This window comes from Nostoc paludosum FACHB-159 (assembly GCF_014698835.1).
Taxonomy (GTDB): Bacteria; Cyanobacteriota; Cyanobacteriia; order Cyanobacteriales; family Nostocaceae; genus Nostoc; species Nostoc paludosum.
Map to the genome: position 1 here is coordinate 165,753 of NZ_JACJTU010000008.1, position 25,603 is coordinate 191,355.

General features: G+C 42.2%; 17 protein-coding genes. 5 read left to right on the forward strand and 12 right to left on the reverse strand.

What is annotated here, in order from left to right; all coding sequences use genetic code 11:
• Positions 1–15: 15 nt before the first annotated feature.
• The 5 genes from H6H03_RS10705 to H6H03_RS41240 all read right to left on the reverse strand — a co-directional run bounded on the left by H6H03_RS10705 (position 16) and on the right by H6H03_RS41240 (position 7,160).
• Entirely contained in the window at positions 16–828 is an 813-nt protein-coding gene (locus H6H03_RS10705) for a response regulator (protein WP_190955107.1), read from the reverse strand.
• 92 nt (positions 829–920) lie between these two features.
• Complete coding sequence (locus H6H03_RS10710) at positions 921–5,090, reverse strand: PAS domain-containing hybrid sensor histidine kinase/response regulator (protein WP_190955108.1); 4,170 nt, start codon at positions 5,088–5,090, stop codon at positions 921–923.
• A gap of 75 nt (positions 5,091–5,165) precedes the next feature.
• On the reverse strand, positions 5,166–5,528 hold the full coding sequence (locus H6H03_RS10715) for a PAS domain S-box protein (RefSeq protein ID WP_190955109.1): 363 nt from the start codon (positions 5,526–5,528) through the stop codon (positions 5,166–5,168).
• 417 nt (positions 5,529–5,945) lie between these two features.
• Positions 5,946–6,944 carry a sugar-binding transcriptional regulator gene (locus tag H6H03_RS10720; RefSeq protein ID WP_190955110.1) on the reverse strand — a complete coding sequence of 333 codons (999 nt, stop codon included), beginning with the start codon at positions 6,942–6,944 and terminating at the stop codon, positions 5,946–5,948.
• A 90-nt stretch (positions 6,945–7,034) separates the two neighbouring features.
• Positions 7,035–7,160: a hypothetical protein gene (locus tag H6H03_RS41240; RefSeq protein WP_277926143.1), complete on the reverse strand. Its 126-nt coding sequence runs from the start codon at positions 7,158–7,160 to the stop codon at positions 7,035–7,037.
• 161 nt (positions 7,161–7,321) lie between these two features.
• Here H6H03_RS41240 and H6H03_RS10725 point away from each other — a divergent pair, with 161 nt between their 5' ends.
• From H6H03_RS10725 to xylB, 3 genes are all read left to right on the forward strand, one after another.
• A complete protein-coding gene (locus H6H03_RS10725; RefSeq protein WP_199338899.1) occupies positions 7,322–8,806 on the forward strand; it encodes a mannitol dehydrogenase family protein in 1,485 nt (494 codons plus the stop codon).
• Between the two features lie 500 nt (positions 8,807–9,306).
• On the forward strand, positions 9,307–9,690 hold the full coding sequence (locus H6H03_RS10730) for a GNAT family N-acetyltransferase (RefSeq protein ID WP_242057806.1): 384 nt from the start codon (positions 9,307–9,309) through the stop codon (positions 9,688–9,690).
• A 27-nt stretch (positions 9,691–9,717) separates the two neighbouring features.
• Positions 9,718–11,184, forward strand: a complete 1,467-nt coding sequence (xylB, locus tag H6H03_RS10735; RefSeq protein ID WP_190955113.1) for a xylulokinase — start codon at positions 9,718–9,720, stop codon at positions 11,182–11,184.
• A 45-nt stretch (positions 11,185–11,229) separates the two neighbouring features.
• Here xylB and H6H03_RS10740 read toward each other — a convergent pair whose 3' ends face one another.
• From H6H03_RS10740 to H6H03_RS10750, 3 genes are all read right to left on the reverse strand, one after another.
• Positions 11,230–12,708: a CoA-acylating methylmalonate-semialdehyde dehydrogenase gene (locus tag H6H03_RS10740; RefSeq protein WP_190955114.1), complete on the reverse strand. Its 1,479-nt coding sequence runs from the start codon at positions 12,706–12,708 to the stop codon at positions 11,230–11,232.
• 437 nt (positions 12,709–13,145) lie between these two features.
• Complete coding sequence (locus tag H6H03_RS10745; RefSeq protein WP_190955115.1) at positions 13,146–14,162, reverse strand: sulfate/molybdate ABC transporter ATP-binding protein; 1,017 nt, start codon at positions 14,160–14,162, stop codon at positions 13,146–13,148.
• 110 nt (positions 14,163–14,272) lie between these two features.
• Positions 14,273–15,706: a transglutaminase domain-containing protein gene (locus tag H6H03_RS10750; protein WP_190955116.1), complete on the reverse strand. Its 1,434-nt coding sequence runs from the start codon at positions 15,704–15,706 to the stop codon at positions 14,273–14,275.
• A 238-nt stretch (positions 15,707–15,944) separates the two neighbouring features.
• On the opposite strand from H6H03_RS10750, the gene chlP reads away from it, so the two are divergent.
• Together chlP and H6H03_RS10760 are read left to right on the forward strand one after the other, a co-directional pair.
• The gene (chlP, locus tag H6H03_RS10755) at positions 15,945–17,165 is read left to right on the forward strand and encodes a geranylgeranyl reductase (protein WP_190955117.1); all 1,221 of its coding nucleotides are present in this window, start codon (positions 15,945–15,947) and stop codon (positions 17,163–17,165) included.
• Between the two features lie 344 nt (positions 17,166–17,509).
• Positions 17,510–18,217: a choice-of-anchor K domain-containing protein gene (locus H6H03_RS10760; RefSeq protein ID WP_190955118.1), complete on the forward strand. Its 708-nt coding sequence runs from the start codon at positions 17,510–17,512 to the stop codon at positions 18,215–18,217.
• Positions 18,218–18,526: 309 nt separating this feature from the next.
• Here H6H03_RS10760 and H6H03_RS10765 read toward each other — a convergent pair whose 3' ends face one another.
• The 4 genes from H6H03_RS10765 to H6H03_RS41245 form a co-directional block, all read right to left on the reverse strand.
• On the reverse strand, positions 18,527–19,651 hold the full coding sequence (locus H6H03_RS10765; protein WP_190955119.1) for a site-2 protease family protein: 1,125 nt from the start codon (positions 19,649–19,651) through the stop codon (positions 18,527–18,529).
• 288 nt (positions 19,652–19,939) lie between these two features.
• The gene (locus H6H03_RS10770) at positions 19,940–20,266 is read right to left on the reverse strand and encodes a HepT-like ribonuclease domain-containing protein (protein WP_190955120.1); all 327 of its coding nucleotides are present in this window, start codon (positions 20,264–20,266) and stop codon (positions 19,940–19,942) included.
• Positions 20,256–20,570: a nucleotidyltransferase family protein gene (locus H6H03_RS10775; protein ID WP_199338900.1), complete on the reverse strand. Its 315-nt coding sequence runs from the start codon at positions 20,568–20,570 to the stop codon at positions 20,256–20,258. The genes H6H03_RS10770 and H6H03_RS10775 overlap by 11 nt, the downstream gene beginning before the upstream one ends.
• Before the next feature lie 338 nt (positions 20,571–20,908).
• On the reverse strand, positions 20,909–25,582 hold the full coding sequence (locus tag H6H03_RS41245) for a calcium-binding protein (RefSeq protein ID WP_190955121.1): 4,674 nt from the start codon (positions 25,580–25,582) through the stop codon (positions 20,909–20,911).
• Positions 25,583–25,603: the final 21 nt, after the last annotated feature.

Genomic DNA, 25,603 nt, shown 5'->3' on the forward strand with positions numbered 1-25,603 from the left:
AAACCCAACACAATATTAGTAAGTCCTGGGATAGTACGCACTAGTACACAAATATTGCTGATCTTTGAACTCTAGATGACTAAAAGTTATTTTCACAGGTAGATTTCGACCATCTTGAGTTAGGTGAATAGATTCAAAACTGGAGGAGTCTTTTTGTCTAAGTTCCTGCCATTGTGAGTGCCAAGTTTCTGCGGGAAAATTTGGATCGATATCGTGAACGGTCATGGTCAGTAATTCTTTGCGAGAATAGCCCAAAATTTGGCAAGCTGCTTCATTTACATAAACAAACTGGGCATTTGAATTAACAAAAAAAATTGAATCTTTAAACTTATCTAAATAAAATTGGCTTAACCGCAGTGCTGATTCTGCTTTTTGGCGATCGCTAATTTCCTGTTGCAAAAGTAGATTTTGCTCAGTGAGTTGTTTTTGTAGCCTTCGGATAGTTAAGTTATTTTCTACACGGGCAAAAACCTCTTCTTCACTAAAAGGTTTGGTAATGTAATCTACTCCCCCAACAGCAAAAGCTTTAACTTTATCAAATACTTCATCTAAAGCGCTAATAAAAATCACTGGAATGTCGCGGGTTATCTCCGAAGCTTTCAAATGTTGACAGACTTCATAACCATTCATTTCTGGCATCATAATATCAAGTAAAATTAAATCCGGCGGCGCAGCTTGCGCTGTTTTCAAAGCTGTTGGCCCGTTAATCACTCTCCGAATTTCATATCCTAACTGAGTTAGCATGGCAGATAAAAGTCGCAGATTATCTGGTGTATCATCCACAACAAGAATATTTGCTTTTGGTAGCTGAACTCGATCGTTATCCATATTTGTTAGGTCTAAAAACCCATTTATATCGTTACGGTACAGCTTAATCCTAAATCGTCTATCCTCTGAAAATTCATGCTATAAATCATTTTTTACGATTGTGTTAAATCAATAACTTTATCAATCCGAAAGTTATTAACCCAATCAGATATAGTATTTCCCAAAAGAGCAAATTCTTCAGGAATTTGCTCAAGCAACCTGAAAATTAGCTTTTCATCAGTACACAGTGCCGCTTGGTGTAACTGTGTCACCCACTCAGTGGGCATTTGGGTCAGAATCTCTTCTAATGAGAGAAGTTTAATGCCGGAATTTTCTGTAAATTGGTCTTGTTGAAGGGGTTCCTGTTCATAGACATAACGCACCCCCAAATATTTAGATATCATATTTAAGATTACTTCCTCTCGGAACGGCTTACGTACAAAATCATTGCAGCCTGCCGATAAAACCACAAACCGTTCTTCGTCAAAAGCACTAGCAGTTAGAGCAATAATCACAGTAGCTTGACCTTTTAAAGTAGCTCTGATTTCTTTAGTAGCTTCATATCCATCCATCACCGGCATTCGCATATCCATGAAAATCAGGTGGGGTTCCCAAGTTTGCCAAACAGCGATCGCTTCTTGACCGTTAGCTGCTGCCAGAGTTTCAAAACCAATAGCATTAAATAACTGCATTAATAAATCGCAATTGTCTTGGCGATCGTCAACTACCAGAATTCTGTATATAGGTTGTCCTGGTGTCAAAGCAATTACTCTACGTTTGAGCTTTGGTGGTGCAATATCTAATGAATCTGCTAATTCAATTTTGATATCGAAGTAGAAAGTTGAGCCACGACCTACCACACTATGAACTCGGATATCGCCACCCATTAACTGCACAAATTGACGGCTGATTGTTAGTCCTAATCCTGTCCCTTCTCTTACTTGTCTAGCACTTGTAGTCTGAACGAAAGGCTCAAATAAACTATCTAATTCCTCGGTAGGAATTCCCAATCCTGTATCTTCAATTTCAAAGGTAATTAGAGATTGGAGATTCGGCAAAGAATTCTCAGGATGATCTTTTGTTGGTTTTACACGCAACGTCACTTTGCCAGTATTGGTAAATTTGATGGCATTTCCCAATAGGTTGATCAACACTTGTCGGAGCTTACTTTCGTCTGTGAAGATATATTGGTGCAAATCCGGGGCAAGTTCAAATGATAGTGATAACTTTTTGTCCTTGGCTCGTACCTGGAACATCTGTTGTATCTCTTGTAATAACCTATGCAAATCAAAGGATGTAGGATTAAGAACAATCCGTCCAGCTTCAATTTTGGACATTTCCAATACATCGTTAATTAAGTTGAGCAGATGTTCTCCACTACGATTGATAGTTGCTAAAGAGTCTCGCTGACGTTTGCTGAGGCTGGTGTCTCGTTCCATGAGCTGGGCAAAACCCAAAATCGCATTGAGTGGCGTTCGCAGTTCATGGCTCATGTTGGCTAAGAAAGCGCTTTTTGAACGGTTGGCAGTTTCGGCGGTTTCTTTAGCAATCCGTAGTGTGGCTTCAACTTGCTTGCGTTCGGTCAAGTCTTGTACCAATCCCTGAATAAGTGTGCGATCGCCCAACTTAAATACAGTTAACCACACCTCAGCCGGAAAATCTGTACCATCTGCGCGGCGGTGAACCCATTCAAAACGATGTCGGCCTTGCTTGTAGGCGAGGGCAATTTTTTCGCGGGCCAAACTAGCAGAAGTTTGACCGTTTGGTTGAAATGGCGGTGAAAATTCACTTGGATGCTTCTGCAAAAACTCTTGCCGAGAATAGCCGAATAGTTCTTCTGCTGCCCGGTTACAATCCAGGGCAATTCCGTTTTCTTGTAACATGACAGCAATACTGGTTGATTCGTAAAGAGCGCGAAATCTGGCTTCTGATTGTCGCAAAGATTCTTCTGCAAGTTTGCGTTCGCGCAGCGCAGCTTGCTGTTCGCTAATATCTGTAATTACAGCATCTATACAGCCATCCTCAGCATTCCGTCTCAGCGAGATTAGTCCCCAACCAAGAGATTTATCGCGACGGCATAGTTGCAACTCAAAGTTACGTACCTCACCCTGCTGTGCCATTTCTGCCAACAGCTTTTGGCGATCGCCTGGATTGGCGTAAAACTCCGTCGTAAATTGCTTGCCAATTAGATCGGTGGCGGAACTATAACCCAAAATTTCGGCTTGGCGTTGGTTGGCTTCCAGAAATAGCCCATCTTCTAAGCGAATGCGAGCAATCCCGACTTGAAAGTTTTCAAAAATATTACGATATTTCTGTTCGCTGCGACGTAGAGCTTCTTCTGAGTGTTTGCGCTCCGTAATATCGCGGAAGTACCAAATTCTACCATAGTAATCTTCTCTTGGCGATCGCACAGATGCAGAATAGCGGTCTAGAGTCCGTCCATCTTTGAGGCGAATTTCATCCCGGCTGATTTGGTCTGGATGGGTGTACAGATACTCAACTTTCGCCAGAAACTCCTGTGGCTGTTCGAGTTTGTCGAGTACTAATTCCAGTAATCGCCGATCGTTACTATTGACAAAGGTTTCTGGAATTTGCCATAGCTGGCAAAAACGTTGATTGTAAGATACTATTTGACCATTTTCATCAACGACTAAAATTCCATCAATTGAAGCTTCTTGTTGGGCTTTGAGTATAGCATTACTGCGGTGTAAATCCGCCTCTACTTGTTTGCGATCGTTAATGTCAGCAACCACGGCTTCTAGACAATTATCTTCCACATTCAAACGTAAGGAAAACAAGCCCCAACGAGCCTTGCCGTCGCATTGATGAAACTGTAGCTCAAAGTTGTTAAGTGAACCTTTTTGACGCAGTTCAGTTATTATACGCTGGCGATCGCTTGGGTTTGTATAAAAATCTGTGGTAAATTTTGTGCCATTAATTAAGTCTGCTACACAACTGTAGCCTAATAGCTCGGCAAGACGTTGATTAGCATCTAAAATCAGCCCATCGTCAATTCGGCTGCGAAGGATACCAAATTGAGAATTCTCGAACAGGTTGCGAAACTTTTGCTCGCTCTTGAGCAAAGCTTCTTCAGCCTGCTTCCGCTCTGTAATCACACGCGCAACGCTGATCAGTAACAAGTTACCATTAATATCAAAAGTTGTAGCTAAGTTTGTGGCTTGCCACTGCCAACTACCATCCTTGAGTCTAGCTCTATACTCAACTTCCACCCTCTCACCTGTTGTTACTACCCTGTTGACTGCATCTAAACAACTTGGTAAGTCATCAGGATGAAGAAAATCCGCAAATGGTATACCTTCTAACTCCGTAGTATCATATCCTGTGAGCTTGGCTAAATTGGGTGAAATATAGCTGATTCGTCCTTCTAAGTCAATCAGAGAAATAATATCATTAGAATTTTCCACAATGCGCCGGAACTTAATTTCGCTTTCGCTCAAAGCTTTCTCTACTTGCTGGCGTGCAGTAATATCCCGAAAGCTCCAAACACGTCCTATAATTTTATCGGCCTGCCATTGGGGTTGAGAGTAACGCTCAAAAACACGTCCATCTTTCATCTCTACCAAATCAAAAGCTTCCTGTTCTGGGGAGTCATAAAACAGTTCCCTGACCCTGGTAATAAAAGCTTCGGGATCTCGCGTTTGTTCAGACATAAACTTGAATCGTTCATTGCTTTGAGAAGGTAGCAACAACGATTCTGGTATTGACCACATCTGGAGAAACTTTTGATTAAAGACTGCTACATTAAAGTCTTGATTTACAACTATAATTCCATCAGCTGTAGATTCCAGTGTTGCTTGCAAAACAGACAATGTTTCTGCTTGTTTTTGTTGTGCTAAGTAGCGTTCTGTTTCCCAGTGTTTTGCTTGAGTGACATCTCGAATTACTAATATAGATGACCTGTCACCTCCTGCAAGTTCGACGCAGTTGCCTGATATTTCTAAAATTAAGGAGCGATGTCTGCCGTCATGACATTCATATTCTTGTGTGATTTCATACTCTCCCCTTAGAACCCTCATATTTGGATAGGATTCTGGTGCAACTGCTTCACCAGCTAGGCTCAGAAATAACAAGTCACTCAGCTTGGCATTAAGAACTAAAATATGTGGTTGGTTAACAAGTTTATCAAAAGCAGTATTGCACCATTGTATTTTGCCATCACTACCAGTCCAGACAATAGCATCAGCGATCGCCCCCAGCGCCACCTCCATTTTGCCCAAAATAGCGCGTAATTGGTTGACTAAACTAGTCAAATTTATGCTCATCGGCAGACTCCTGTTTTAAAAGCAAGGGTAGAGGTTAATTTGTGGTTTGTTTTTCTACCCGTCTTTCCATTTGTTTTAAAGAGGACGCAACATCGCCATAAACACCCATTCCCCATGATGTTTCTCTGCCATAATCAAATGCTCGGCTTCAATTTCTAGACCATTTTTGGCGATCGCAACTAGACGTAGGGGGTGATTGAGAATAGTAGAATTTTCTGTTGAAAGAAAGCGGGAAAAACCAAGATGGTGAGGGGCATGAAAACCCTCTGGAATAACTACCGTAATGATTTGACCATTAATTTCAGCCATACTCCAGCCAAAAACAGAAGTAAAGCGATCGTTGACATAAGTGACGAACCCTTGTCGATCTGTAATTACAACTGGCACATCTATTTCTCGCTTCATGTCACTCAGGGTTTTCATCGCTGCTTCAGCCATAAAGTTTTGCTACAGTTGTCCCAATGGCGCAAAAGGATCGCAAATTCGTTATCGGAAAAGGCAGAGGGCAGGAGCCAGAAGGCAGAAGGAATCTGATTCCTGCTCTCTGCTACGACGCCTTGGGAGTAAGGGTTTAAGACCCCCACCAAATTTTCAATTTGGTGGCTCTTGTTCAGGTGGGGTATGTATCCCCTTCGGAACAAAACCTTCTGCCCTCTGCCCTGGAGCCTTCTGCCTTCTTCATCTTCTTCGACTACGAAACCAAACCCAAAACCAACCAGCAGATTTTTTAAGCCACACGTCGCACTGCTGGAACAATCATACAACTTTTATACAGCGGCAAAATGAACTAACGCTCTTTAAGTTCAAGCTTCACACCCTTGGTAACATTAATTTGGCACAGCGGCAAATAAAAAGTCACTGTACAATTTTAGTAAGAATTGCTTGGGCGGCGGCTTCATCAGTAATCAATCCTGTAATTAACTGACCGCGTAAAGCAGCTAGAATCGCTTCTGTCTTTTTGACGCCGCCTGCTACACCAACAATCAGCCGAGAAGCCTGTTGTTCAAGCGGTACGCTAGCAACTCGGTTATTCGTTCCTTGTTGCAGCAATACACCGTAGCGATCGTAAGCCCAACCTGCAATTTCTCCTACTGCCCCCAGTTCTATCAATTCAGCCACCTCATCATCATTGATAAAGCCGTTTTGATGTAACGGCGCATTCCAGGCAATCTCGCTAATACCGACAAATGTTGCTTTGGCTTGCTCTGCAAGAGTTTTAACGGTGATAAACGATCGCTGAGTCTGCAACAATTCCCGTTCTTCAATGCTAGTGGCTACAACCGGAGTTGTCACTGGGTAGGCTTGGGAACCGACGCGATCGGACAAATGCATCACTACTTCGTGGCGACCTGCACGCCCATAGTGAGACATATTCCCAATAATGGAAACAATTTTATGCTGGGGTTGGTTCATTGAGGGCATTTGCTCCACCATTGTTCGCAATGTGCGGCCTGAGGACAACGCTAGTATGGTAGGGGTTTTCGCCATCAGGTAACCTTCTAAGTGGGTAGCAGCACACACACCAATTCCATTGAATGTATCGCCACTACCTGCATCGCTTGGAACCACTTCACAAAGCGACAGCCCAAATTTATCGCGCAGCGACTCAGCTAGAACAATACATTCGCTCAGCGGATGATCGAGCCGAAATTTGATCAATTTTTCACTCACCGCCAGCGCCACCAAGCGTTGTGCAGCTTGCCGGGAAACATTGAGTTTTGCTGCAATCTCCTCTTGGGTATTGCCAGCAATGTAATAGAGCCAAGCAGCATGAGCAGCTAGATCTAATTTGCGGGATCTAAGGGGCAAGCCAGCTTTATTGGCATCGCGCCCCTCTAATAAAGGCTCTCCCATATCCCACCTTCCAAAACTATGTACCTACCAAAAGAATGATTGGATAATTTTGAGTATATGCCCAAGGACATAACTTTTGCTCACATAAACTCAAGAGTGCAGATCTAACGCTCTTGAAGCTCTTGAGCTAGTGCTTAAGAAAGAGTTAATTTCACAAGCACCACCTGTAATCAAGATATTCTTACCTGCAAACTCATAGGTTGCTGTTGCTGTCATAAATTCAACCTCTTATTGAAGAATTGTTGCAAATTACCGTCATTGAAGTGGGGTTGGTATGATTCTATTATTGAGCTTTTACTCAAAGTTAGAGCATAAAATCAAAAATTTTCTCCGTTAGATTTTTTATATCAAAGGAGTAATGTGAATGAATGAATCCCATGAACAATATCAGCACAGACTCAGCAATCAAGCTGAATGAAGCAGCTTTAGCTCGTTTAGCAAATAACGTTTGCGTACCCCAGTACCATCGCCACCAAATTACTAACGGCATTGTCCATATCGGTGTGGGTGGGTTCCATCGGGCACACCAGGCATTATATCTTGATAACTACTTTCATCAGCATCCTGGCAGTGAGTGGGGAATTTGCGGGGTTGGGTTACTAGAATTCGATAAGCGGATGCGAGATGCACTGAGTTCTCAAGATTGTTTGTATACCTTAGTTGAAAGGTCGCCAGAAGGCGATCGCGCCCGTGTTATTGGAGCAATTACAAAATATCTCTTTGCCCCAGATAACTGCCAAACAGTAATTGATACCTTAGCAGATCCCAAATGCCGTATCGTCACCCTCACAATTACCGAAGGTGGCTACTACTATATTGAAGGTAGCGGTGAATTTGATACCAATCACCCAACAATTCAGTACGATTTGCAGCATCCTCACGAGCCAATTGGCGTATATGGCTTTTTGACAGCAGCACTCGATCGCCGCCGTCAACAGGGAATAGCACCGTTTACTGTGTTGTCCTGCGATAACTTGCAAGGCAACGGCAACATTGCCCGGAAAATGTTGACTGCATTTGCCCAGATGCAGAACCCGGAATTAGGAAGTTGGGTTGCCGAACAGGTAGCTTTTCCTAACTGTATGGTCGATCGCATTACCCCCGCCACCACCCCAGCAGATATCAAAATGGTGGCGGAACAGTTTAATATTGATGATGCTTTTCCAGTTGTTGCCGAACCGTTCCTTCAGTGGGTAGTTGAAGACAACTTCTGTGCGGGTAGACCTGATTGGGAATCTGTTGGCGTGCAGATGACCGATGATGTTCATCCCTACGAGATGATGAAAATCCGCCTACTCAACGCCAGTCACTTGTTGATTGGTTATCTCGGCTCCTTGGCAGGTTACACCTACGTCCATGAGGTAATGGGCGATTCTTTAATTAGGCAAGCCGTGGATCGTTTAATGGCAGAAGTTACACCCACACTCCAACCCGTACCAGGGATTGATTTAGATAATTACAAACAGACCTTAATAGAACGCTTTGCCAATCCCAAGATACGCGACCAACTGCCGCGGCTTTGCCTCAATAGTTCCGCAAAAATGCCAAAATTTGTTTTAGGCTCAGTTCGTGATGCACTGCATCAAGGCGGAGCGATTGAATACATGAGTCTCACAGTTGCAGCTTGGTTCCGTTACCTCAACGGACAGGATGACCAAGGCAAGACTATTCCCATCGATGACCCAATAGGAGGTACTTTAACGCAACTAGCTCATACCAGTGGTTCTGATGCCAAACCATTGCTCAACCTGACTGAGATTTTTGGCGATTTATCCCAGTCACCGCTTTTTGTCGATGCAGTTACGAACCATTTACGCAGATTGTATGAGTTTGGAGCGAAAGAAACATTAGCCCGATTCTGAGGCATTAAGGCAGGGAGCAGGGGAGAAGAGGCTTTTGGGATTTTGCTAAAGATGCGGTAATCATAAGTGATTAGCCGGACACGATATCACTAAAATAATGAAACAGATGTAAACCCACCAAAGCCTTGCCCGATCTAAATTTTTGGTGTTGCTGAATTTGAATATGAAATTCAAAAATCAACTCTTCTCAACTCTTTCTCTGGAGCGACTCTGCGCTACGCCAGTTGCTTCAAGTCGGGCATTGCCCGCCCAACGCACTGGCTCCTCTGCGTGTTAGCAAAGCGGGGCGTAGCCCGCTAAATTTATATTCTCAATCAGCAACGCCGAATTTTTTAATTGCGTTAGCGCAGTGGGGCGTAGCCCATTGCGATTTGTGAATTGTTATAAGTCGAGTCCATACCAAAATGCGAATTGAACCATACGAAGATAGCCAGCTTGATGCCATCAAGAGCCTTTCGGTTCGGGCATGGTCTCCGGTTTTTGATTCGCTTGAGAAAGCGATGGATCTTGAGGTGTATCGCTCATTCTATCCCGACGGTTGGCGTGTAAGCCAGCTTCATGCTGTCGAGGGAGTCTGCGCTGCTGCGGACACAAAGGTGTGGGTGGCGATCGATGGTTCAATTCTGGGCTTTGTAGCCGTGAAACTCCACTTTGAGAGCAGTATGGGAGAAATCTATATGGTCGCCGTCGATCCAGACTATCAACGTCGAGGCATTGGCACTGCTTTGATGGAATTCGCTCTAGATTGGATGAAAGTTGCTGGAATGTCCGTTGCTATGGTTGAAACCGGAGGCGATCCAGGTCATGCCCCGGCACGTTGTACTTATGAAAAGCTGGGTTTTAGGCTGTTCCCAGTCGCCAGATACTTCAAGAAGTTGGATTAGTTAGCGATTCAGGATTTGGAGGCGCAATTGAGCGACATCGTAGTTGGCTTAGACTTGGGTACAGGAGGAGTGCGGGCGATCGCAGTTGACCTGCAAGGGCAAATTATCGCTCAAGCAACCAGAAGTTACCCCCTATTAACTCCTCAACCAGGCTGGACAGAACAGAACTCATCAGATTGGATTGATGCAAGTTTGGCTGTTCTGTTGGATGTTACTCAACAGTTAAACGGATACCAAGCAATTGCCCTCGGTGTATCGGGACAAATGCACGGTATGGTTCCTGTTGATATAGAAGGCAAAGCCATTAGACCAGCAATTTTGTGGAACGACCAACGCACAGGTAAAGCTGTTGCTGAGATTGAAGCCACTATTCCCCGTCCAGAATTAATTCAACGCACTGGAAATCCGGCAATTACGGGGTTTCAATTGCCAAAGGTTTTATGGTTGCGGAGTCAAGAACCAGAAGCGTATACTCGCTTGTGGCAAATTCTTTTGCCAAAAGATTATCTAGGATATGCGCTCACGGGCGAACTTGCAACAGAACCATCTGATGCGTCTGGTGTTGGGTGTCTCAACCTGGCGAAGCGCCTTTGGGATACAGATATTCTCGATGCTTTGGATATCAAACCAGCGTTGTTTCCCTCAGTCATCGAATCTACTGCGATCGCCGGACGGCTGAAACCAGAAATCGCTGCCCGTGTAGGATTACCCGTGGGATTACCTGTAATTGCTGGCGGAGGCGACAATGCAGCAGCAGCAATTGGTTTGGGTATCTCATCCAGCAACCTCAACCTGGGTAGTTTGAGTATTGGCACATCCGGAGTTATCTTTGCACCATGCGATCGCCCAATTCCCGATCCCCAAGGTCGCGTACATTTGTTCTGTCATATCGATGGTGGCTATCATCTATTGGGAGTAACCTTAGCGGCGGGTGGTTCTTTGCGTTGGTATCGAGATACATTTGCACCGCAGATATCGTACACTGATTTGATGGAAATGGCAGGGCGATCGCTGCCTGGTGCGCGTGGTGTTCTATTTCTACCCCACCTTGCAGGCGAACGCAGCCCCCATCTCGATCCCGATACTCGCGGTGCTTTAGTGAATTTGTCATTAGCTCATACTCAAGCAGATGTAATTCGTGCTGTACTGGAGGGGGTTGCATTCAGCTTGCGGGAAGCCTTGGAAGTAATTAGTGCCATCGCTCCTGTTCGTCAACTCTTAGCGACAGGTGGAGGCGCACGCTCTAATATTTGGTTGCAAATTTTAGCAGATGTTTTGCAAACAGAACTTATTGCTCCCAAAGCCGAAGAGGGAGCCGCTTATGGAGCTGCTATTTTGGCAATGGTCGGGGTTGGTGCGTACCCTAATTTAGAAGCTGCACTCAAGATAATATCGCCAGCTAGTTATGTGGTACAGCCCCAGACAAATCCTTTGTATGAAGCAGCTTTTAATCGCTACAAGCTACTTTACGATAGCTTGAAAGTTGTTCGTTGACGTTCCCACTATAAGGGTTAAGTAGATTATCAGCACACGCTTGGCTTAAAATTGACGCGACCATTCATTAGGCCAGCGTTCAATAATAACTTTGGTTTGGGTGAAAAACTCGACTGCGTGATGGCTTTGTCCGTGTAAGTCACCAAAAAAGCTGTCTTTCCAGCCGCTAAAAGGGAAAAATGCCATTGGGGCAGCAACGCCAATATTAATGCCGATATTACCAGCTTCGGCTTCATAACGAAACTTTCTAGCGGCTGCACCATTACTAGTAAATAAACAAGCCATGTTGCCATATTTACCACTATTGACCAAAGCGATCGCCTCGTCAATATTATCTACATTTATTAAGCTCAACACTGGGCCAAAAATTTCTGTGCGGGCAATTTCATCTGCTGGATTGACGTTTTCTAAAATAGTAGGACGGATAAAATTACCTCGCTCATAACCAGCAATCTGCGGATTTCGTCCATCAATCAACAACTTTGCTCCTTGAGCAGCGCCTTGTTGAATTAATCTTTCAATTCGCTGTTTACTCAAAGAACTGATGACAGGGCCCATTTCTACACCCTCATCTAAACCATTACCCACTACCCGCTTTGTAGCTATTTCAGCAATTGCTTCTGTGAATGTGTGCTTTGCTTCTCCCACTGTGACTGCAATTGAGGCCGCTAAACAGCGTTGTCCTGCACAGCCAAAAGCACTCTCAGCAGCAATTCGAGTCGTCATTTCTATGTCTGCATCTGGCAGGACAATAATCGGATTTTTTGCTCCTCCTTGACATTGAACTCGTTTACCATTGGCTGCGGCTCGACTATATATATATTTAGCTACATCCGTTGAGCCAACAAAGCTAATGGCTCGAATTTGTGGTTGTTCTAAAATTGCATCTACGGCTTCTTTAGCACCGTTGATTAAATTGATTACTCCTTTAGGTAAGCCAGTTTTTTCTAACAATTGAAAAATTTTTTGCATTGTCAATGGAACTTTCTCACTCGGCTTGATAATGTATGTATTACCGCAAGCGATCGCATAAGGTAGAAACCAAAAAGGAATCATCCCAGGAAAATTAAAAGGACAAATTACTGCTGCTACTCCCAAAGGTTGGCGAATCATCATTTCATCAATGCCCCTAGCAATATCCTCTAGGTTAGTTCCCTGCATAATCATGGGAATGCCACAGGCAACTTCTACATTTTCTATAGCACGACGCATCTCGCCCTTTGACTCAGCCAAAGTTTTACCACATTCTAAGCTAATGGTACGTGCTAAATCCTCCAAATGTTCTTCGAGTAGATTCTTAAGTTTAAATAAATACTGCACTCGCTCGGTTGCCGGAGTGCGTCTCCAAGTCACAAAAGCCTCGGCAGCTGCAAGGGAGGCTTGATTTACTTCAGATGCTGGTGATAAAGGCACATGAGCTAGTATCTCTGCTGTAGCTGGATTAACTACATCTAAGTATTCTGTTGTGCTAGATGTATACCACTGACCATTGATATAGTTGGGTAAGACAGGAATAGCATTCATAGGCATTTCATTTATAGAATTCCAGCTATAGCAGTCCTAAATCATTTGTGAAAATTATATATCTCTTTCCTCTTTCTTACCTTTGCGTCCTTGGCGTTCTTGGCGGTTCGTTTCCTTATCCATATTTTTCACGACTCATTTAGGATTGCTATATGTGACTATATTGTATGCCCTCAAGAATCTGGGTTAGCACAGAAAAATAAAGCTGTAGACGAAGGTATACTTAAAGTTTCCTAAAAAAACAACGGACTTTTTATTAACTAAACCCCAGACCAATAACTGTGGAATTCAGCTATTAGTCTGGGGTTTTGAACGTTATAGCAGTTGAAGCAAACTTTAGAACATAAACTGTTCGTAAAATCCCAACACAAGAGATTGTCTTTACCTGTTGCCTATTGCCTATTGCCTGTTCCCTGCTATAAAAAATTAACAAAATTTTAAATTGAATAAGACACTGGGAAGGACTTGGCATCCTTTGGCTTTACATATACCCGCTGTTTTGGTTCTAACTCTAATTGATTATAGCGATCGCGTGTTAAATGCGCCGTCACTACTTGCCCATCATCGCAAGTTAATTCTACTTGAATTTCCCAACCCAAGTGTATCAAGCGACTGACTATAGCAGGTGTAGTGGCACCATTAGCAGTAGTTTCTAAAATTACATCTTGTGGGCGCAAAAAGACTTGGGGATGGGGTGTATCAAATCCACTACTTTGAAAAATCCTCGAACTGCTAGGCAATACGTTTACCGGGCCGATGAAGCTCATCACAAATGCAGTGGCAGGATTATCATAAATTTCTGCTGGCGTTCCCACCTGTTCCACTCGCCCTTTATTCATCACCACAACTTCATCGGAGACTTCCATTGCTTCCTCTTGGTCGTGGGTCACGAAAACCGTGGTCACGTGTACTTCATCATGGAGGTTGCGTAACCATGCCCGTAAATCTTTGCGGACTTTAGCGTCAAGTGCGCCGAAGGGTTCATCTAGCAATAAAACTTCCGGTTCTACTGCCAGTGACCTAGCTAATGCTACCCGTTGTCTTTGACCACCAGAAAGTTGTGATGGATAGCGATCGCCTAATCCACTCAATTGCACCAATTCTAGCAACTGTTCTACACGCCCTTTAATTTTCTTTGCATTTGCCTTGCGAATTTCTAAGCCAAAAGCAATATTCTGCCTCACAGTCAAATGCTTGAATAAAGCATAGTGCTGAAACACAAATCCAATATTTCGCTCTTGCACAGTTTGATATGTCGCATCCTTGCCGGTCAGCAGGATTTTGCCACTATCTGGCATTTCTAAGCCTGCTATTAACCGCAGCAGAGTAGATTTACCAGATCCCGATGGCCCAAGCAACGCAACTAGGGAACCACTCTTAATTTCCAAGCTGACTTGATCTACTGCCTTGAAATTCCCGAATTGTTTGGAGACGTTTTCAACTACAATGCCCACTGCCGCTGTACCTCTGCAACTAAATCTACAGTTCCTTGCTAGGAATACTGTGTCTTACATATACCATACTAATTATTTTTAGATAAATAAGATTCAGGTAATTCTGACTTCTAGCGCAGTAGAGCATGAAATTTTAGTTGACCCAGGAGGCTAATCTTTTTTCCAAGACTTAACACGTAAACTTCATAATCTCCTGATTCTGCAAACTTACAGGAGATTTCAGTTTCTGTGCTTCCATTCCATTGACTCTCGCATTTTTTGATATCTTGTAGTTTTCGTTGGGTATCTTGATTGTCTTCTAGCAAATTTACAGATCCTGGCAACTCCCAAAATGAAGACTCAGATTTTTGTAATTTAGTAGAGAAGGCAACAATTTTTTTACGATAATTTGGAGAACTAGCAATTTTAATTACAGCAACTTTTTCAACATTGGTTTTATATTCAGCTGGGGAAATTAGCGTTAGGCTTTCGATGAAAAATTGAGGCATTAGAAGTGGCTTATTTTCAAAAGTATTGTAATTTTCACGACGAGGTAAGAGTTGCCAATCTAATTGGTCAGGAAAATGGCTAATACTCATTACTTGGGGAGGAAGTGTGAGATACTCTGCACTATACGACGAAAATCCCATTTCGCTAGAATCGCGATCGTCCCAGGTCGTATCAACTAATTGCCAATTATCTAAAATTTTGACAGCATTCCAAGCATGATTTGTCCAATCATAATCGGAATTTACCAGTCTAACCACCTTAGGAATTAACTCCACAGGCGCTAAATCTCGACGAATTTTCCCTCTGATATAAACAACATCTGCACCTATAGCTCGTCCCAATGCCATGAATAAATTAGCATAGCCCTCACAAACCCCTTTGTGAGTTAAAAAAACAGTTTTAGCATCTTGAGCAGGCCGTATACCAATTTTCAGCACATCTAAATCATAGGTTACTCGACTAATAACATAGTCATGTATGGCTTTAATTCGTAAGTATGGGTCTGATTGATGTTGAGTAATATATTTTGCAACAGATTGAATACTTGTTTCTACATTAGATGGCATGTTAGCAATAATTGGGTCAATCCTTGCATTATATTGCCACGGCCAAGGTGAATTTAATATAGGAGGTGTAGGTTTATATACTATACTATTAACCAAATCATTAATTGTATTGCTAAATAGATACGGATTGGTTTGATAAATCAATGCTATTATTAGTAATGTATAACCTAATAAATATTTAGGCTTAATCCGTTTAAAATTATTATTTTGCCAAAATAACAAAGGGTGTGTATCGGATTGGTAACGAACTAAAGATCTTTTTTTATTAAAAATAAAAACAATTAAACTGCAAATAAAAATTACTAGAGCAATGCTGAAGAAAAGTGTTGTATTACTGATAGCTAAATTGCCTTGAAAAAACAAATATACAGAGGCACTCAGGATAGCCACAAGCAGCAAAAGCACCCCAATCCGAACTATGCGTTTTCTCTTTTTCTGCTTCAGCTTACGAACCTCTTCGAGAAAACGGTTTTCAAGACTTTCAGGCATAAAAGACCTTTATAAAAAATAATGTATTAACGATCCAGAGTAATATTTCATTTGTATTACAACAAATTATACTAGTAAATTCTTCCCCAACCAAGATTTTCCATTCCCAATTTCGCTTTTTGTTTCAAAAAGTTAAGGAATATTGCATTTCAGTCAAAACCTGGAGGTAAAGCGCCAAATCAGCCGAAAGACCGTGGTAGTATGCTCTCGGTAAATGTGAAGATTGGGAGAAAGACCTTTGACACTACGGGTTGCTGTTATTGGGTCAGGCCCTGCTGGTTCGTCTGCCGCTGAAACACTGGCAAAAGCTGGGATTGAAACCTACCTGTTTGAGCGGAAGCTAGACAATGCAAAGCCTTGTGGGGGCGCTATTCCCCTGTGTATGGTGGGTGAATTTGACTTACCACCAGAGATTATCGATCGCCGCGTGCGGAAGATGAAAATGATTTCGCCTTCCAACCGCGAGGTTGATATCAATTTGGTTAATGAAGAAGAATATATAGGAATGTGCCGCCGGGAAGTCCTAGATGGCTTTTTGCGGAATCGTGCGGCAAAACTGGGTGCAAATTTAATTAATGCCACTGTTCATAAACTCGATATACCAGCAAACAATACCGATCCCTACACCATCCATTACGTTGACCATACAGAAACGGGTGCAGAAGGTGTTGCCAAAACCCTGAAAGTGGATGCCATCATTGGGGCTGATGGGGCGAACTCCAGAGTTGCCAAAGAAATGGGCGCGGGGGATTATAATTATGCGATCGCTTTCCAAGAGCGAATTCGCTTACCCGAAGACAAAATGGCATACTACAACGACCTCGCGGAAATGTATGTCGGTAATGATGTTTCTACAGACTTCTACGCGTGGGTTTTCCCCAAATACGACCACGTAGCTGTCGGTACTGGCACAATGCACATTAACAAAGCCAGCATCAAACAGTTACAAGCTGGTATTCGCGCTCGTGCATCCGAGAAACTGGCAGGCGGTAAAATCATCAAAGTAGAAGCCCACCCCATTCCCGAACATCCCCGTCCCCGTCGTGTTGTCGGTCGCATCGCTTTGGTGGGAGATGCAGCTGGTTACGTTACCAAGTCATCTGGCGAAGGTATTTATTTTGCGGCTAAATCTGGGCGGATGTGTGCCGAAACCATTGTTGAAGCATCTAACAATGGAAACCGCATTCCCACAGAAGACGATCTGAAGGTTTACTTGAAGCGTTGGGATAAAAAATACGGACTCACTTACAAAGTCTTGGACATTCTGCAAACCGTCTTCTATCGTTCTGACGCCACCCGCGAAGCCTTCGTGGAAATGTGCGACGACCTCGATGTACAGCGGCTAACATTCGATAGCTATCTGTACAAAACCGTTGTTCCAGCTAATCCCATCACCCAATTAAAAATTACTGCCAAAACCATTGCCAGCTTAATTCGTGGTAATGCCCTTGCACCCTAAGTGAATTCAGAATTTAGAATTCCAACATTAGGAGCAGAAAATTCATAATTCCAGATTATGAATTTTCTGCTCCTCTGCTATTATTTGATCAAATAGCAACTTGATATTAAATTGACAAGTGTTAATATAGTCAATCTGGTTGCTGGTTATAAGGTTTGTAATAAAAATGCAAAACCCATTAAATAGGTTTAATAAATATAAATTATTCAATAAGATTTAAAAAAATACATATAAATACTTCATAAAAACTACAAAAAGATGTTGGCACATTTTGCGTAAATTTACTACGGTATACAGGAGACTTACTAAAGGAAGCTCCAGGGTGAGAATTGAAACCTAAGTTTATGAAGCAAAGTTTAGTTGTTACAACTGCCGTATCTAGTTTTTTTGTGACTGCGACCACAGCATTCGGTTTCTCTGGTCAAGCACAAGCTTTTTCTTTTTCTGGTATCTCCAGTGGTACATGGGGAGTACCGACTCCAGGAAGCCTTGATACCAACCCTACATTTACAGGTGTGGGAACTAACACATTTACTTGGGGTCAACCTTCTGCACCATCAACACTTCCAAATAAACTGATTTTTGATGGAAGTTCCTTTTCAGGAAACACCGACTCTCTATTTAAAATAGGTGAATTGAAGTACTTTAACGAAACAGTACTTAAAGGCACAAGTGTTGAATTTGTACCTTTAAATCTTAATTTATCCCTCAACTCCCCCGTTGGAATCAACCAAGCTTTTGGCTTCGACTTCCGTTTGGTAAATACACCAAATATCGCAACAAATACACCAGAACAAAATGCAGATTTTGTATTTATAGACACAAACTTGAGCTATAAAACATTTACCTTTGCAGGTAATAAATACACACTTGAGCTAACAGGCTTTAATCCGGATGTTCCTCTGTTCAGTATTCAAGCACTTGAAGGAGGCACAACTACAGCATCTGTTTATGCCAAAATTAAAACAATACCAGAACCTGCAACAATAGCAGGTTTATCCTTGCTAGGAATATACTTCTTATCTCGGAAAAAATCCTTACAAAAAAATTAACTCTAGGAATCATTTGATTTTTGAAATTATCTACTTATGCAGGGAGTAGGAATTAGGTAATCAGGCTTTTAGATCTGTACAGAGTTTTTTCAAAAATCAAATCATAGTCCTGCAAATAACAGATTTGGTAAATTATGCAAGTCAGAATTCAATACAGTTCAGATAAGAGCAAAAAACTTGTAGAGACGGCGATTTATCGCGTCTGGTAAAACCCACAATTGTCTACAATTAGCCTTTCACTGAACCGTAATAAAAAAAGTCCCTCAGAATTTGAGGGAGTTGAGGAGAAAATATTGTTTTTTGAGAAGACTATGCAGGGTTAGGTTGGGTTTGGCTTTGCAACAGTCGGATAATTGCAGCTTTTTCTAAGATTCCTACCAGCACACCATTATCACGAATTACAGGAAGCACAGAGACCTTTTGTTGTTCTAGTAGTTGGATAACTTCTAGTAGAGGTTGGTCTGATTGAACTGTGGTTGATTCTGTAATTGGTCGCATAACTTGTTTAACTAGAGTTTCCGACCATAGTGCTGTAGGGATGGTTCGTAAGTTATCAGTTGCGATCGCACCTACTAATTGTCCATCATCATCAGTCACTAAATACCGATGCCAATTTTGCCCGCTTACAACTTGTTCATCAGCAAACTCTCTCAGGGTCAGATTAGCAGACACAATTGGGCTATTAGCAGTTACAGCATCTTCAGCCGTTAAACCTGTAAGTTTTTCTTGCACTCTGGCAAATTGAGCCGCATTACCAGCATTTTGCAACAAGAAGAAGCCAACTAACAAGTTCCAGAAGTTACCGAAGCTGCCAAATAATAGTAGGGGAAGTATACCGGAAAGAACTGCTACCCATCCAAAAATTTGACCAACTGCACTGGCAAAAGTTACACCTTTATAAGGATTGCCTGTAATTTTCCAAACAATGGCTTTGAGTATATTTCCGCCATCTAAAGGCAAGCCAGGGATTAGGTTGAACAGTGCTAATGCCAAGTTAACGGCAGCCAAAACACCGAGAATTGCAGCTAGCGGCCCCGATACAGGTGTAGTAAGACTAATTGCTGTAACGATGCCAAAGAGTAGTAAGCTAACTAAAGGGCCGGCGATCGCTACCCAAAACGCTTCACCTGGAGTTTTCGATTCTTTTTCTAAGCTTGCCAAACCACCAAATATAAACAATGTGATGGATTTGACATCAATTCCCTGACGGATAGCAACAAAACTGTGTCCTAATTCGTGGGCGACGACAGAGGCGAACAACATCAGCGCTGTCATCAATCCCAATATTAAAGCTAATCCCGCAGATAATTGGGGAAACTGCGCCGCTAGTCCGCTGCTATAACTCCAAGTTACCAAACCTAGAACTAAAAACCACGACGGATGGATGTAGAAGGGAATTCCGAAGAGATTACCAACGCGAATTGTGCCATTCATGTCGTTCACCTTTGATTTCAACTGCGAGAGGTTTGCTTTCCTCTCGATGTCTTTAGTGTAACGAAATGTTAAGGCGTTTTAATCTTTGCAGCAGTAGTGTTGTCCGTCCGTAAAGGTGAGGTTATTAGTAATATTTGCGAATAATACGTATATATCAGCGATCGTTTCCAAGGCTTCAAGTTATGATTTATCGAACTTGTTGCGATCGCTCCATCGGTCTCTATTGCCCGTTTTACTTCTGCTTGAGAAATTTCTAGCTGTTTTTTGGACTTTGCCTACAAAACACCTTTAAAGTAAAGAATCAATCAAGTTCAAAAGTTCTGGCAATTTATTTTCAACAACATCCCATATCACATCAAAATCCAGCTGATCGTAATCATGGACAATCACATCTCGCATTCCTGCCATTTGTCGCCAGGGAATTTCTTGATGTTGCTGACGGAACGACTGAGAAAGCCGTTTGGTGGCTTCGCCAATAATTGTAATTTGGTAGAGGATTGCAGACAATTTCTCGTCATTGGTTTCCAGTTCCGATTTGCTAATCCCATCTGCATAGCGTAAGCTACGCTTGATAGCATTGGCGATGTCGATTAGAGATTCTTGGTCACGCGGCATAGATGACTTGTGCGGATTCCAAAATATTTTTACGTCTAAGCCAGTTTTCACTGCGCTCGATGGCGGCTTTTACAATCAAATCTACAGGACGGTTAAAAATAACTTGCAGTTCATCCCGCATTTGCAGAGTTTCGGTTAAGCCGCGTTTCGCACTCGGAGAAAAGGCAATCAACACATCAATATCGCTTTCAGGGCGAAAGTCATCGCGTAAGACGGAGCCGAACAGGGCAAATTCGGTAACTTGCCACTTGTGACAAAACTCACGAATCCGATCCATTGGTAAATCTATTGCAGTAATCGTCATGGCATTTGTAACTCTAAAGCTTCAAGTTGCTGGTTTATCCAAGTTGTGGCTGTCGCTTCATCATTCTCAATCACCCCTTCTACTTCTGTTTTAGCAATTTCTAGCAATTGTTTGGTCTCGTGCTTTGCGAGATGCTGTGACCTTTTCTGTGATTTTCTAGCGAGTAGATTCTTTCGGTACTGAGATTGGAATATTTAACAAATCCTCAGTGGAAATTGCCGGATACATACTAGCAGTTGTATGAAGATCGAGGATTTCGCAGACAATGGGCGATCCCCGGATTTCTCACTAGTGAAAAATCCGGGAGTACTACTTTCCCCCCGGTTTTATCAAAAGAGCTAAGTAAATAAGAAATTAGCTCCAAACAAATTAATATTTACATCGGCATTAGTAAAACCAGATGTACCTGATAACGTTGCTAATAATTGACCTGTACCAAAGCCTGTATTACCAACAAGACCATCACTGATTCTTAGTTGTGTATTTGTACCTGATTGCACCACATCAATGTTAGCAATGCCTGTGAATTGCAGTTGATCGCCGCCAACACCACGAACAAATTGATAAATGGTATCTGTTCCATCACCAGAGGCATATTTAACGGTATCTACTGCATTATCATTTAAGCCCAAATAAAGGCTGTCATTGCCAGTATCGCCACTGAGGAAATCTATACCAGCACCACCGTAAATGGTATCATTGCCAGATCCCCCCCAAGCCGTATCATTACCATAGCCTGTATCAATATAATCATCTCCAATGCCTCCAAAGATGACATCATTACCACCTTCAGCTATATTCCGCCCAGGAAAATCTTTGTCATCTCCGTAAAGCTTGTCATTACCATCTTGTCCATCTATGATGTCGTCACCAAAACTGCCATAGATGGTGTCATTGCCTAAACCTCCTTTGAGGGCAGCAGAATCTCCATTAGAATCTACAACTTTGTCATTTCCAGCACCGCCGTCAATGAAGTCATTACCAGCATCACCATTGAGGCGGTCTACCCCAGCAGCACCATAAAGGGTATCATTGCCATCTCCTCCCCAAGCTAAGTCATTGCCATAGCCGAGATCGATATAGTCATCCCCAGCACCGCCAGAGATGACATCATTACCACCCTGAGTTTGATTGAGAAGGTCTTGATATTGCTCATCTCCGTAAAGTCTGTCATCGCCGTCGCCACCATCAATGATGTCATCACCAAATCCACCATAGATGGTGTCGTAACCTCCGCCACCTTTTAAGGCTGCATAATCTCCTTTGGGGTCGATAACTTTGTCATTTCCAGCACCACCAAAGATAATGTCATCACCTTCATCGCCAAAGATAATGTCAACATCATCCTGCCCATCAATGATGTCATCTCCATAGCCGCCGTAAATTAGATCGTTGCCTGCTCCGCCTCTTAGTCCAGCAGTGAAATCTGGGCGGCGATCGTCCCCATCTCCTCCATATATAATGTCATTGCCGTTATCGCCTTGGAGTTGATCTCGCCCCGCTTTACCGTCAAGAACGTCATTGCCATCTCCACCGTAGATGAAGTCATTGCCATTTGTGCCAATGTATGTATCGTTTCCTAAGCCAGCACTGGGAATATAGTTAACAGTTTCGTCGGGTCGTCCACCTGTGGGCAAGGTGTTAAATAGATTCAGAACATCATTGCCAGATAAATTACCTAATTGCTCAATAAAGCCTACACCAGCTTTAGCTCCTGTTGCAGTGGGGTCAAAAAAGAAGTTAATGATTAAGTCACTGGAAGTTGTGGCATAACCATCTTTATTGAGGTCGATTAATAGGTTGTTATCATCTCTTCTGTAAAGTCCAACTTTTCCACTCTGGAGTAGAGACAGGGAAATAATTGTATCTTTGAGATTCAGGGCATCATATCCGCCATCGTCTTGAATGATAGTTTTAAACCCATCGGCTGCTGAGACGAGATATAAATCATCTCCTGTACCGCCATAAAGTTCATCTTTTCCACCTTTGGCTACGAGAATGTCATTACCTGCATAGCCATATATCTGATCTCTTCGTGTCTGTCCACCAAGATAGTCATTACCTGTAGTACCTTGAATTGCAGATAAATCGCGATCGTCTCCTGTAGTTCCAGTATTGGGATTGTTACTGACTAGACTTAAAAAAGTGGTACTATCCTGACCCGCAATGTATTCAATAAAGCCAGTTCCTTTGGTATTTCCTGTGCCAAAGAAGTCAAGGATAGTGATATCTTGAGCAAAAATGAATTTGTTGTCTTTGTTAAGGTCAATAACTAACGCAGTACCAACCCTGGCAAGGTTAGATAGACTCAGTGGGAAGTTACTAATATTTAATTGGGGATTTGTCGGTAACTGTTGTAGTGTTAGGGTGTCTGTGCCAGATTCGTCTTGGATGATGCTACCAGAATCATTGACTACTGGATTGTTCGGATCGAGATAAACCAGGTAATAGAGGTCATTGTCTGTTCCTCCTAAGAGAGTGTTAACACCACCGCCACCTGTCAACAGGTCATTACCTGCTCCGCCTAATAAAATATCGTTGCCGTCTTGTCCATGAACAGCATCATTACCATCGCCACCTAAGATGATGTCATCTCCAGCTCCACCTTTTAGTCCCTCACCGCGATTTGCATCTTGGTCATCTCCAGCACCACCATCAATATAGTCATTGCCATCATCGCCGTACAGAAAATCAGTAGAGTTACCAAAGCCACCTAAAATGATGTCATCTCCATTACCACCACGGAGGTAGTCGCCTCCATATCCACCATCAATGTAGTCATCTCCATCACCACCAAAAATTACATCGGCTTCATTGATTTCTAAGTCGGGAGAAGGAGCTACTTGATTTGGTGCATCTCCGTAGAGTGTGTCATCATCCTCACCACCATCAATGTTGTCTCTACTTGAACCGCCATAAATGGTATCTCTGCCTAAACCGCCTTTAAGTGCGATTCCACCACCTAATTCAACATCATCGCCAGCACCACCGTCAATGAAGTCATCACCAGCATCTCCATTGAGGCGGTCTACTCCTGCACTACCATAGAGTGTATCGTTACCATCTTGCCCCCAAGCTAGGTCGTTACCATAGCCTGTATCGATATAATCATCTCCAGTGCCTCCAGAGATGACATCATTGCCACCTTCAGCTATATTCCGCCCAGGAAAATCTTTATCATCTCCGTAAAGCTTGTCATTATCTTCGCCACCATCAATAATGTCATCACCAAAACTGCCATAGATGGTGTCATTGCCTAAACCACCTTTGAGAGCCGCAGAATCTCCATTGGAATCACTAACCTTATCATCGCCAGCACCACCGTCAATGAAGTCATCACCAGCATCTCCATTGAGGCGGTCTACTCCTGCACTACCATAGAGTGTATCGTTGCCATCTTGCCCCCAAGCTAGGTCGTTACCATAGCTTGTATCGATATAATCATCTCCAGTGCCTCCAAAGATGACATCATTCCCTACTGCCCCTAAAATTCTGTCGTTACCTGTTTCACCATAAACGATATCATTGCCATCGCCAGCATCTACTGTGTCGTTACCATCACCTGCTTTAATGGTGTTATTGCCCAAATTGCCGTAGAGAGAGTCATTACCAGCACCACCGTATAAATTGTCATTAGCTGTACCAGTCAAGGTTAAGATGTCATCACCACTAGTTCCGACATTTGGGAAAAGAGAGTGAAAAGGAATCTCAACTGAGAAGCTATTGAAATTAGGATTTTTACCAGTTATAGAGCGATAAATTTCGTTAAAAGAAGTTGTAAAACTGCGCTTAGGGATAATCGGAATCTTGTTTTCGTATAATGTTTGAGATGTACCGGGAATTAATGTATGTGATTTCCTACCAGTTAGGGGTGACAACTCAAAACCAATATAACCAATACCCCAATCAATACTAACATTTGGCTTTAAATAAACATCTGCCTCAAAAAATATAATAGGATTAATCTCTACTGTAAGGTCAATATTATAATCCCGATCAATATCTTTGATAAGTAATTCGTCAATACTATTAAATGAATTATTGAGATTAGAAAATTCACCTCCCACAATTTGCGGATTTAAATCTTTGATACCAGTTTTGAAGTCATAGCCAAAATTGACACTTGCAGATAAATCTAGTTTAAGAAACCGCCAGTCATAAGCATAAGAAAATTTATTCCCTAACACACTAAAACTTTGCCCATCTGCACCTGATAGCCACGTTAAAAGCGGAATTTGTGCTAAGAAATTGTCGAGTGCAAGGTTAACTTCGACAAGTTTAGTTTCTTCTTTTATTTCCCAAGTATTTAAATAGTCTGGTAAGTAAATTTGACTCGCACTTTTATTAAAATTAGGAAGATCATAGTTGACGCTGACAAATCCTCCAAGTTGATCTCTTGGAATAGCTGCTTCTGTACCACCTAAGCTGAATCTTTTATAAAAGGGTATATCGATAAACTGTTCTTTTTTACGAGTGTCTAGCTGAATAATTTGATATGTGTATTTACCAGCCTTATCAAAAATAGTGTAATCCTTAGTATATTTTTTCTTAAATGCCTTAAGTTCTGCAAATGCTGCCAATCTAAGGTCATATTCAAATACAGCATTTAAATAGGCATAAGCGTATGGGAGAATATAATTAAATTGTGGATTACTTAAATTAGCATTTATAGCAAAATTTAGTTGATTATTAGTTGCAGAAGCATTAAATGAGCCTGAGATTGGCAACGAAAGATTAATTTCACCTAAATTATAGCCAGCTTTTAATTCTAGACCTGCTCCAATCTTCCCTGGCTCTAAATAGAGTCCGGCTTTACCTCTAAAAATTCCAAATGCACTTCCTACAGATACCTCTTCCCTACCAAAGTTTTTAATAAATTTAAAGCTATTTCCTGAGTTATATTCATACGATTGAGGAACTTTTAAACCTAAAAATTTATTTAGATAGTCAGAAGTCTTAATCTGATAACTCAAAGTATTTAAATTAAAATTCTTTGTGATACTGCCTGCCATAAATAATCTCCTTAATAAATT